We start from the raw sequence: 9217 nt of genomic DNA on the forward strand, positions 1-9217 counted from the left end.
GACCCTCCCATAACGGAGTATATGAGCATGGCAGCCATCGAGGAGGAGCTCTCGGACGACGAGCGTGCCGGCCTGGAACTCATCAGAGAGTCCGGTGGCATCCACCAGAGCGACTTCTGGAAGGAACTGGACGTGTCTTCGCGCAAGGGGAGTCGGATCGTCGACTCGCTGGCGGACAAGGAACTGATCCAGCGCGAGGAGACCATCTACGAGGGACACAACACGTACCACCTCACGCCGGCACCCAGAGACCTGGACTTCTCGCTGCTGATGGCCGGCGACCAGCTCTCGCCGTTCATCGGCGACGAGGAGGTCGACGCCCGGAGCGACGCCTTCTCGCAGTGGGTCATGAGCCTCGCGTACAACGAGTAGCGCCGCTTCTCGAACGGCAAAACGCAGAACGGACTGTTCGAAGCGCTAGTCTTCGAGCGCGTCGGCGATTCGGTCGAGCGTGCGGCGCACGTCGTGGACCTCGTCGCGCAGCTTTCGGACTTCGCGGGTCAGCTCTTCGTTGTCGCCGCTCTCTTCTTCTCGGCCGCCCGGTCCCATGCCGCCGGCACCGCCGGGGCCGCCGGGACCGCCGCCCATCATGCCGCCCATCATCTGTGCGAAGGGGTTCCCGCCGCCACCGCCGCCGCCCATGCCGGGCGGGCCGCCGCCACCGCCCATCATCTCTTCCATGCGCTCCTCGCGGCTCATCTCGCCGTCCTCGCCCTCGCGCTCTTCGGCTCGTTCCTGACGGATCTCCTCGACGCGCTCTCGGAAGGACTTCTCTTCGTCCTCGCCCGCGTCCGAGGGTTCGTCTGCTGGCGATTCGTTCTCCTCAGCGTCGTCTTCTGCCATGGACGGCCGTTGGCGTGCGGGTCGGAAAAGGGTTGTCGTCTACGTGATGCGACGGACGAGCACCGACAGGCCCAGCGCGCTGGCCAGCAGGATGACGAGATTGAAGATCGCCTGGAACAGCGGCCGATAGTCCGGCGTGACGAAGTTCCGGATCGCGTTCGAGGTCGCGAAGTAGAACTGCAGCGTCGCGATCAGGGCCACGAGGATCAGGATGCCGAAGGCGGCCCACTGGAGCGCGTCGATGACGCGCTGTCCGGTGTCGGACTCCGTCGTCTCGTCGGTGTCGTCGGGACTCTGCGTCGTCTCGAACCCTTCGTCGTGCTGTGCCTCGGTCGCGCCGCCGATGTCGTCGTCAGTCATTGATCTGTCTCCGTGCGGTCAGCAGTGCGGTTGCGAGCAGTGCCACGAGCGCGAGCCCGACGCCGAAGCCGGGACCGTCGCCGGTGGTCGTTCGGGTCTCCTCCGCTCGGCCGCCGTCTCCTCCGCTGGTGCTCTCGTCGTCGAAGTCGCCGGTGTCGAACTCGACCGCTCGGCGCGTCTCGTTGGCCTCGACGACGCGGGTCGGGTCGAGGTTGGCGACGCCGATCGCGGTGTCGATCACGACCCCGTCACGCAGCAAGATCGCGTCGATGTAGTAGTTGTAGCTGTCGGGGACCGTCAGCGTCGTGCCGGGCTCGACGGTCCGGCCCGGACGGATCGAGCCGACTTCCTGGCGGGACTGTGCGGCGACGAGGTTCGACTCGGCCTGGCGAGCCCGGAGCCGCAGCGTCACGTCGCCGGCTTCGGTGTCGCCGTCGTTGGTCAGTGCGGCCGTCACCGACAGCTCCGAGCGGTTGTCGCTCGTCGTCGTCGGGTCGACGGCGATCGTCGGAATCTCAGCCGGGGAGTTCTCGTAGCGCTCGAACGTCACCGTCGAGTCGGCGTAGTCGGGCGTCAGTGCCTGGACGCCGCTGATCGTCCGCGTGCCGCGGGCGACGCGGTCGCCGTCCTCGTAGACGATCGTCTCGATGCGGTAGCCGCCCTGGCGCTCGACCGAGAGGTCGGTCAGCACCGAGACCGATCGATCACCCGTCACGTTGCCGACGGACTCGTAGACCTGATCTTCCAGCAGGCCCGACTCGGCGTCGATCGCGCGGACTTCGAGCGTGACGTTTCTCGCCGGCCCGCCGCTGTGGACGAGCCGGGTGTCGAGCTGGAGGTTTGCCGTCCGACCGGGCACCGAGGTGACGTTGATCGTCGAGTCCTCGGTCTGGAGGTGGAGGTAGCTCGGCCGGACGTTCTCGTCGTCGGGCTCGTCGAGCACCCCGGGAACCGCGAGCGGTGTGGCGAGCATGGCGACGACGAGAACGACCATGCCGCCGGTGAGTATCGTTTCGCGTTGCACGTCCGAGATCCCTCCACGGAGTCATAAATGTTTTCTGACTAACCGAGGCGGTATGCAATTCGATTTGTGGGGGCAAAATTCATTGCCTCTCAGTGAGAGTCCAACAGTATGAATCAGCGAGCTGCCCTCTCGGTCGTCCTCTCGATCGTCGGCCTCGCGGCCGTCGTCGTCGGCATCCACCAGGAGTTGCTGCAGTTCCGACCGATGTACGACGCGACCGTCGAAACCGGCTGGGGCGGCCCGGTCAGCCACGAGGAGCGCCTGCTCTCGCGTGTCGCCGTCGTCGGCGTTCTCGGCGTCGTCGCCTCCCTCCGGTGGCGGCGGGCCGCGTTCGGAGCGGTCGCCGCGAGCGCCGTCGTGTTCTTCTACGTGGCGAGAGCGGTCGGCCACTACGTCGCCGAAGGGTCGCTGTACACCGGCGTCTCGGTGGCTGGCGGCGACGCCGGACGCTTCGTGCTGGGTGCCGAACCGTACTGGCTCGTCCTGGGGGCCGCCTGCCTCCTCGCGGGAGGCGTGGTCCGTCTCTACACGGGACGAAACAGGACCGCGAACACCACCGTCCCAGCGGACGCCGACGCCAGCATCAGCTGAACGCGCCGAGGTTGGCCTGGAGTTGCCGATCGACGCTGTCCTCGCTGAGCTCGTAGCCCACGGTGTCCCGGAGGTCGACGGCGTAGGTCCCGCCGCTGTTCTCGACGACGAGGAGACGGCCTTGCGACCCGACGACGGTGCCAGACAGCAGCGTCTCGGCGATCGGACGGTCCGTCAGGCCCAGCCCGTACTCGAACTCGAACGTCTCGATGGGCTCGAACTCGTCGAGCAGCGTCCGCCAGGCGGGCTCTTCGACCGATCGGTGTAGCCCCTCGATCTTCGTTGGCACGCGGACGCTGTCGCCCACCGTCGCGGCGATCTCGGCCTCGATCTGGCGAGCGACGCGTCCGTTCGCGACGGTCCGGAGGTGGGCCGCCCGGTCGGCCCCCTGTTCTCGCAGTCGCCGTTCGAGCCGCCACGAGCGGGTGACGCCGACTTTGAACGTCGCCGGAGCGAAAGCGGCCAGGTAGACGGCGTGTTCCTCGTGACAGCTCTCCAGTGGCATCGCACAGTCTCCGCGACACCGCGCACAGGGCCAGCGGTCGGTGTGTCTGTCACAGTAGGGTGCCGTCGGAGCCTCGCAAGCGACGTGCGTTCCCTCGTCGATCGTGCCCGCACAGTGGCGCTCGCCGAGCGAGTACGACACCTGCTGGCCGGGCTCCAGTGGCTCTGTTCGAACGGCTCCGTCGGTCCCGAGCAGGAGCGCAGCCGACTCGTCGACGCGAGCGCGATAGCCGACGACTTGCACGGCGGCGGCTACGGGATGGCGGGCAAAATACCCGTGGGATCGTCGCTGTCTCCCGACGCCCGCGTCGATGCCGCCCCCGCTCTCGGCGCGGATTCTACAGCACACAGACCGCGAAACTAAAGTGCACGAACCCCGATTGCCGACTATGGACGATCTCTCTCCGACGCGGCGCTCGCTGTTGCTGGCCGGCGGTGCAGCGGCTGCCTCGCTCGCGGGCTGTCTCGACTCCTCGAGTGGTGGCTCCGAGCAACCGGACGGAACGGCGACGGTGACGACCGGTTCGCTCTCGACGCCGGTCGCGGGCGATCCCGAGGCCGACGTGACGGTCGCCGTCTACGAGGACTTCGCCTGTCCGCACTGTGCAACGTTCAACCAGGAAGTCTACCCAGACATCCGCTCGGAGTACGTCGAGAGCGGGGCGATCCGGTACGAACACCACGACTTCCCCCTGCCGGTCGACCAGAACGTCTCTCTGGAGGCTCCGAACGCGGCTCGAGCGGTACAGGACGGCGTCGGCGACGAGGCGTTCTTCGAGTACGCCGACCTCCTGTTCGAGAACCAGGGCTCGCTGGGGCCGGACCGCTACGCGTCGCTGGCTCGGGAGGTCGACGCGGACCCGTCGACGGTGAAGACCGCAGCGGTCGAACAGGCCTACGAGGCGACTATCGAGGCCGATCGCGAGGGCGGCATCGACGCGGGAGTCGACCGGACGCCGACGGCGCTGGTCAACGGCGAGAGGGTCGAAGCCAGCTACGAGGCACTCAGCGCCGCGATCGACGCGGCCCAGTCCGACAGCACTTAACGGCCGACGCTCCTCCCCTCGGGTATGCAAGGCGAACCCGAGGTCGCCGTCCTCCGACTCGGCCACCGTCCCGGCCGGGACGAACGGATGACGACCCACGTCGGACTCACGGCCCGGGCTCTGGGTGCGGATCGGCTCGTCCTCGCGAACGCGGGCGCGAGCCGGCAGGACACCGTCGAGGACATCACCGACCGTTTCGGCGGCCCCTTCGAGGTCGAGGTCACCGAGCAACCGAACCGCTTCCTGAAAGACTGGTCGGGCTCGATCGCCCACCTCACCATGTACGGCCTCCCGGTCCAGGAGGTCGAAGGCGAGATCCGCGCGGCCCACCGGAGCGAGCCGCTGCTGCTGGTCGTGGGCGCGGAGAAGGTCGGCTTCGAGGTGTACGAGCGGGCCGACTGGAACGTCGGCGTGACGAACCAGCCCCACTCAGAGGTCGCCGGGCTGGCGGTCTTCCTCGATCGACTCTTCGAGGGGCGCGAACTCGACCGCGAGTGGGAAGACGCGGACCGCGTCGTCCAGCCCCAGCCCGAGGGAAAGCGCGTCGTCCCGGCCGAGGAAGCCGCCGAGACAGCCGACGACGGATAGCTGCGGCCGCTCTCACTCGCTGGCTTCGACGTTGACGTTGTCCCACTGAGTGACGCTGCGACCTGTCGGTGCCGCCCACTCGACGGCGTTCGCGAGCACGTCCTGAATCGTCTCGTCGTGGTAGATCGGGTACGTCTCGTGGCCCGGTCGGAAGTAGAAGATCCGGCCGCTGCCGCGGCGATAGCAGACGCCGGATCGGAACACCTCGCCGCCCTCGAACCAGGAGCTGAGGACGTGTTCGTCGGGCTGTGGGATCCCGAACGGCTCGCCGTAGGTCTCGGCCTCGGGGACGACGATCGGCGTCTCGATGCCGTCGAGGATCGCGTGATCGGGATCGATCGCCCAGAGACGCTCACGCTCGCCGGCCTCTCGCCAGTTCAGGGTACAGGGGGTCCCCAGCAGTCGCCGGAAGGGCTTCGAGAAGTGCGCGGAGTGGAGCACGAGCAGGCCGAGCCCGTCGTTGACCGCGTTACAGACCCGCTCGACCACGTCGTCTGCGACCTCGTCGTGGGCGGCGTGACCCCACCAGAGCAACACGTCGGTGTCGTCGAGCACCGACTCGGTGAGGCCGTGCTCCGGCTCCTGCAGGGTCGCCGTTCGCGTCTCGTGGCCGCGCTCGGCCAGCGCGTCGGCGATCGTCTCGTGGATGCCGTCGGGGTAGATCTCCGCGACGGCGTCGTCCTCACGTTCGTGTACGTACTCGTTCCAGACAGTGACGGCGACCATGCGTGTCCTCGGTCGGGACGTGTGCAAAAGTCTGCCGGCCCGTCACGGCCGCACTGTCGCCGGGACTGCTCGCTACGCGGACTCGCCGTCGGACAACTGCAGGGAGTCGTTCCCGTAGACCCGCTCGACGAAGAGCAGCGCGACCAGCGCGAGAATGATGATCGCGTACGACCCGGCGGCCAACACGGCGTCCTCCAACGTGGCGTACTCTCCCGTCCGGAAGATGATGGCTTTCCGAACCATCGCTATGACGCCGGTGTAAATGACCAGCCTGACGACTCTCCGGGTGTCGTTCTGTTCGACGTACGCGAGCACCGTCTGGTACACCTCGACGATGATCAACAAGAGGAGTCCGGTGTCGATGAACCTGATGACGACGAGCGGATCGGTGATCCTGCCCGATCGCACGGCATCGAGTATCTCCAGAATCAGGTCGAACACTCCGACCGCAAAGAGCAGGGCAAAGACCGTCGCGGCAGCGAGTTCGACCCCGTGGACGAACCGACCCACGACGCGGGAGTATCGCTCACCCAGCGACGCCGAAGACTCACTCTCGACCGGGGCAGACGAGTTCTGGTCGGGCGAGGGCTGTTCGTCGCCGCTCATTCGTCCAGCCCCGTCTTCCGAGGGCCGTTGTCAAGCATATACCGTTTCGTATGTTCCTTGGACACATATACCATTTGTCGCGACGACCGACGCCGACAACCGATCCTCCACTGCTGGCTCGGTTGCCGTCTCTGCTTTTCGACTCCGGGTGTCGTACGGGAAAGCTAAAACTTAACCGGACGACGGCCCGAAGAGCATACAATGGCTTTTGAGGACCTCCTGGAGGATCCTGTGATACAGAAATACCTCCACGAACTCGTCGGACCGAAAGGGATGCCGGTCGCCGCCGCGCCGCCGGACGGCGAAGTGACCGACGAAGAACTCGCCGAAGAGCTGGGACTGGAGCTCAACGACGTGCGCCGGGCGCTGTTCATTCTCTACGAGAACGACCTGGCGTCGTATCGACGACTCCGAGACGAGGACTCGGGGTGGCTCACCTACCTCTGGACGTTCAAGTACGAGAACATCCCCGAGAAGCTCGAAGAGGAGATGCACCGCCTGCTCGACGCGCTCGAAGACCGCGAGTCCTACGAGCGAGACAACGAGTTCTACCTCTGTGAGCGCTGTGGCATCCGCTTCGAGTTCGACGAGGCGATGGAGTTCGGTTTCCAGTGTCCCGAGTGTGGTGACCAGGTCGAATCGATGGAGAACACGCGACTCGTCGACGCCATGGACGAGCGGATCGCGAAGCTCCGGGACGAACTCAACGTCGACCACGAACGAGAGGACGCCGAAGCCTGATGGTCGTACTCGCAACGAAGCTGTACGTCGACGGCGACGCTCGCCAGCGTGCGCTCGATTCGCTGACCTCGCTCGTGGGGAACGAACTCGCGGATCTCGACGTGGAGTACGACGTGGGGATCCGTGACGACGACTTCCCGAGCGTCACGATCTCGGGGCCAGACGAGACGATCGCCCGGAACCTCCTGGGCGAGGAGTTCGGCGAGATCGTCCCGACTCTCGAATCGGGCGAGACCTACGTCGGCACGCTCGACTCCTGGGACGACGACGGGTTCGTCCTCGACGTCGGCCACGGCGACTCCGTCCGGATCCCGGCCGACGAGATCGGACTGGGCCGGGGGAGTCCCGAACAGGTCCGGACCCGCTTCGGGCTGGTCCAGCACCTCCCGCTGGAGTTCGTCAACGACGATCCGCCACGCCTCAGCGACGCCGCCCAGGACGAACTGTACGGGTGGACCCGAGGACAGGGCCGCGTCAACGTCAACAGCGCGACCCGGGCAGAGGTTCGGGCGACCGTCAACCGCGCCGGTCACGCCCAGGACATCATCACCGTCGAGCGCGTCGGCCTGCTCGAACAGAGTATCGTCTGCCGTGACGAGACCGATCCGCCGGGGCTGCTGTCCAGCATCGGCCAGTACCTGCCCTCGGAGCTGCTCTGTATCGTCCCATGAGGCGTCGGGGTCTCGTGCTCGCTGCGGTGCTCGCACTCGTCGCCCTGAGTGGCTGCACCTCGCTTCTCGGGCCGGGCGAACCGGACCCCCAGCGGCTCAACGAATCCGCCGACTACGACTGGGATTCGAGCGTCAACGCCTCCATCACCCTCGAAAAGAACGCCTCCGTCCACGTGTACGGTACCGAGAACCGCTCGGAGCTCCAGGTGTACAAGCGCGACGCGCTGGGCCAGGAGAGCCATCTCGAAATCAGGGCGCTCCAGTACCGATACCCGAACGGGACCGTCGTCACCGCCGATCACTCGGCGCTGTCGGTGACCCAGACCCGCGAGCGGACCATCCTCGACGTGCCCAACGAGACCGCCGGACAGGTCGCGTTCACCGCGCCGCGACAGGGCAAACGCTACTCGACGCCGGTGTTCGTTGAGGGGGCGACGAACCTCACCCTCCCGCCGGGAGCCCGCGTCGGCGTCCCGCTGCTCTCGCAGGTGAACCCACCGGCCGGCGAGCGATCGGTGACGGACAATCGGATGACGCTGACCTACGAGAACGTGACCGCCCAGACGATCCGCGTGCGGTACTACCTCCAGCGTGACCTGCTGATCTTCGGCTCGGTCTTCGGGGGTGGGATCGTCCTGGCGATCGGCGGGAGCGTCTACTACTGGCGACAGATCCAGTCGCTGAAACGAAAGCGCGAGGAGACGGCCATCGACATCGACACGGACGGCGACGACTTCGGCGACGACGGGCCGCCGCCGGGCATGCGGTAGTCGCGACGACGAGAGGCTTTTACTCGGTGACGACCAACGCCGCGACATGCACGTCGCGCTGGTCACGGTCGGCGACGAACTACTCGCTGGCGACACCGTCAACACGAACGCCGCGTGGCTCGGCCGCCAGCTCGCCGACCGCGGAGTGTCGGTCGAACGGACGACGGTCGTCCCGGATCGGCTGGCGGACATCGCCCGCGTGGTCAACGAGTACCACGCCGAGTACGACGCCGTCGTCGTCACCGGCGGGCTCGGACCGACACACGACGACAAGACGATCGAAGGCGTCGCCGCCGCCTTCGGCCGTGACGTGGTCGAGAGCGAGGAAGCACTGTCGTGGCTGGAAGAACACGGCGGCTACGAGCGTGCCGATCTCACCGACGGCACCGGCCACGTCCCCGAAGGGGCGCGTGTGCTGCCCAACCACGAGGGCGTCGCGCCGGGCTGTGTCGTCGAGAACTGCTACGTACTGCCGGGTGTCCCCGCAGAGATGAAACGGATGTTCGAGGAGATCGAGGACGCGTTCGACGGCGAAGGGCGACACGTCACCGTCGTCGAGACCGACGAACCCGAGAGTGCGCTGCTGGATCGCCTCGCCGCGGTCCAGGAGCGGTTCCCGGTGAAGGTCGGGAGCTATCCGGGCGAGCGTGTCAGCGTCAAGTTCGAAGGGACCGATCGGGAACTCGTCCAGGAAGCGGCGGCGTGGTTCGAAGCGCGGGTCGAGTCCGCCGACGACTAGCGCCCGAG

Annotated in this window: 14 protein-coding genes; 8 read left to right on the forward strand and 6 right to left on the reverse strand. The window is 66.9% G+C overall.

Annotated features, from left to right (window positions below):
- Nucleotides 1-21: 21 nt before the first annotated feature.
- On the forward strand, nucleotides 22-372 hold the full coding sequence (locus AC5FRZ_RS08715; protein ID WP_018258646.1) for a helix-turn-helix transcriptional regulator: 351 nt from the start codon (nucleotides 22-24) through the stop codon (nucleotides 370-372).
- 45 nt (nucleotides 373-417) lie between these two features.
- Here the strand turns inward: AC5FRZ_RS08715 and AC5FRZ_RS08720 are convergent, their stop codons facing one another.
- Genes AC5FRZ_RS08720 through AC5FRZ_RS08730 form a run of 3 tightly spaced genes read right to left on the reverse strand, consistent with a single transcriptional unit; the run spans nucleotide 418 to nucleotide 2227 of the window.
- The gene (locus AC5FRZ_RS08720) at nucleotides 418-843 is read right to left on the reverse strand and encodes a hypothetical protein (protein WP_372478967.1); all 426 of its coding nucleotides are present in this window, start codon (nucleotides 841-843) and stop codon (nucleotides 418-420) included.
- A 39-nt stretch (nucleotides 844-882) separates the two neighbouring features.
- Nucleotides 883-1203: a DUF8060 family membrane protein gene (locus tag AC5FRZ_RS08725; protein WP_493564393.1), complete on the reverse strand. Its 321-nt coding sequence runs from the start codon at nucleotides 1201-1203 to the stop codon at nucleotides 883-885.
- Nucleotides 1196-2227: a DUF7490 domain-containing protein gene (locus AC5FRZ_RS08730; protein WP_493564394.1), complete on the reverse strand. Its 1032-nt coding sequence runs from the start codon at nucleotides 2225-2227 to the stop codon at nucleotides 1196-1198. The genes AC5FRZ_RS08725 and AC5FRZ_RS08730 overlap by 8 nt, the downstream gene beginning before the upstream one ends.
- A 108-nt stretch (nucleotides 2228-2335) precedes the next feature.
- On the opposite strand from AC5FRZ_RS08730, the gene AC5FRZ_RS08735 reads away from it, so the two are divergent.
- Nucleotides 2336-2818 carry a hypothetical protein gene (locus tag AC5FRZ_RS08735; protein ID WP_170094300.1) on the forward strand — a complete coding sequence of 161 codons (483 nt, stop codon included), beginning with the start codon at nucleotides 2336-2338 and terminating at the stop codon, nucleotides 2816-2818.
- Here the strand turns inward: AC5FRZ_RS08735 and AC5FRZ_RS08740 are convergent.
- Nucleotides 2811-3566, reverse strand: coding sequence for a DUF2797 domain-containing protein (locus AC5FRZ_RS08740; protein WP_493564395.1), 756 nt, complete (start codon nucleotides 3564-3566; stop codon nucleotides 2811-2813). The genes AC5FRZ_RS08735 and AC5FRZ_RS08740 overlap by 8 nt on opposite strands.
- A 145-nt stretch (nucleotides 3567-3711) precedes the next feature.
- Here AC5FRZ_RS08740 and AC5FRZ_RS08745 point away from each other — a divergent pair, with 145 nt between their 5' ends.
- The gene (locus AC5FRZ_RS08745) at nucleotides 3712-4368 is read left to right on the forward strand and encodes a DsbA family protein (protein ID WP_208628028.1); all 657 of its coding nucleotides are present in this window, start codon (nucleotides 3712-3714) and stop codon (nucleotides 4366-4368) included.
- A gap of 24 nt (nucleotides 4369-4392) precedes the next feature.
- Nucleotides 4393-4956 (forward strand): tRNA (cytidine(56)-2'-O)-methyltransferase, encoded by a 564-nt coding sequence (locus tag AC5FRZ_RS08750; protein WP_493564396.1) that lies wholly within the window; start codon nucleotides 4393-4395, stop codon nucleotides 4954-4956.
- 12 nt (nucleotides 4957-4968) lie between these two features.
- On the opposite strand, the gene AC5FRZ_RS08755 is transcribed toward AC5FRZ_RS08750, so the two are convergent.
- Together AC5FRZ_RS08755 and AC5FRZ_RS08760 are read right to left on the reverse strand one after the other, a co-directional pair.
- Nucleotides 4969-5682 (reverse strand): ThuA domain-containing protein, encoded by a 714-nt coding sequence (locus AC5FRZ_RS08755; protein ID WP_493564397.1) that lies wholly within the window; start codon nucleotides 5680-5682, stop codon nucleotides 4969-4971.
- A gap of 72 nt (nucleotides 5683-5754) precedes the next feature.
- Nucleotides 5755-6288 carry a phosphate-starvation-inducible PsiE family protein gene (locus AC5FRZ_RS08760; RefSeq protein WP_372478963.1) on the reverse strand — a complete coding sequence of 178 codons (534 nt, stop codon included), beginning with the start codon at nucleotides 6286-6288 and terminating at the stop codon, nucleotides 5755-5757.
- A 201-nt stretch (nucleotides 6289-6489) separates the two neighbouring features.
- Here AC5FRZ_RS08760 and AC5FRZ_RS08765 point away from each other — a divergent pair, with 201 nt between their 5' ends.
- Genes AC5FRZ_RS08765 through AC5FRZ_RS08780 form a run of 4 tightly spaced genes read left to right on the forward strand, consistent with a single transcriptional unit; the run spans nucleotide 6490 to nucleotide 9209 of the window.
- A complete protein-coding gene (locus AC5FRZ_RS08765; RefSeq protein WP_015763284.1) occupies nucleotides 6490-7029 on the forward strand; it encodes a transcription factor in 540 nt (179 codons plus the stop codon).
- On the forward strand, nucleotides 7029-7700 hold the full coding sequence (locus AC5FRZ_RS08770) for a DUF2110 family protein (protein ID WP_493564398.1): 672 nt from the start codon (nucleotides 7029-7031) through the stop codon (nucleotides 7698-7700). The genes AC5FRZ_RS08765 and AC5FRZ_RS08770 overlap by 1 nt, the downstream gene beginning before the upstream one ends.
- The gene (locus tag AC5FRZ_RS08775; RefSeq protein WP_493564399.1) at nucleotides 7697-8470 is read left to right on the forward strand and encodes a DUF5803 family protein; all 774 of its coding nucleotides are present in this window, start codon (nucleotides 7697-7699) and stop codon (nucleotides 8468-8470) included. Before AC5FRZ_RS08770 ends, AC5FRZ_RS08775 begins: the two co-directional genes overlap by 4 nt.
- A gap of 46 nt (nucleotides 8471-8516) precedes the next feature.
- On the forward strand, nucleotides 8517-9209 hold the full coding sequence (locus AC5FRZ_RS08780) for a competence/damage-inducible protein A (protein WP_170094308.1): 693 nt from the start codon (nucleotides 8517-8519) through the stop codon (nucleotides 9207-9209).
- Nucleotides 9210-9217: the final 8 nt, after the last annotated feature.

This window comes from Halomicrobium sp. HArcht1-1 (assembly GCF_058933285.1).

Bases quoted from the DNA above. Each gene is read 5' to 3' on its own strand.
- AC5FRZ_RS08715 (WP_018258646.1), top strand. From the start codon at position 22: ATGAGCATGGCAGCCATCGAGGAGGAGCTCTCGGACGACGAGCGTGCC.
- AC5FRZ_RS08720 (WP_372478967.1), bottom strand. From the start codon at position 843: ATGGCAGAAGACGACGCTGAGGAGAACGAATCGCCAGCAGACGAACCC.
- AC5FRZ_RS08725 (WP_493564393.1), bottom strand. From the start codon at position 1,203: ATGACTGACGACGACATCGGCGGCGCGACCGAGGCACAGCACGACGAA.
- AC5FRZ_RS08735 (WP_170094300.1), top strand. From the start codon at position 2,336: ATGAATCAGCGAGCTGCCCTCTCGGTCGTCCTCTCGATCGTCGGCCTC.
- AC5FRZ_RS08745 (WP_208628028.1), top strand. From the start codon at position 3,712: ATGGACGATCTCTCTCCGACGCGGCGCTCGCTGTTGCTGGCCGGCGGT.
- AC5FRZ_RS08750 (WP_493564396.1), top strand. From the start codon at position 4,393: ATGCAAGGCGAACCCGAGGTCGCCGTCCTCCGACTCGGCCACCGTCCC.
- AC5FRZ_RS08755 (WP_493564397.1), bottom strand. From the start codon at position 5,682: ATGGTCGCCGTCACTGTCTGGAACGAGTACGTACACGAACGTGAGGAC.
- AC5FRZ_RS08760 (WP_372478963.1), bottom strand. From the start codon at position 6,288: ATGAGCGGCGACGAACAGCCCTCGCCCGACCAGAACTCGTCTGCCCCG.
- AC5FRZ_RS08765 (WP_015763284.1), top strand. From the start codon at position 6,490: ATGGCTTTTGAGGACCTCCTGGAGGATCCTGTGATACAGAAATACCTC.
- AC5FRZ_RS08770 (WP_493564398.1), top strand. From the start codon at position 7,029: ATGGTCGTACTCGCAACGAAGCTGTACGTCGACGGCGACGCTCGCCAG.
- AC5FRZ_RS08775 (WP_493564399.1), top strand. From the start codon at position 7,697: ATGAGGCGTCGGGGTCTCGTGCTCGCTGCGGTGCTCGCACTCGTCGCC.
- AC5FRZ_RS08780 (WP_170094308.1), top strand. From the start codon at position 8,517: ATGCACGTCGCGCTGGTCACGGTCGGCGACGAACTACTCGCTGGCGAC.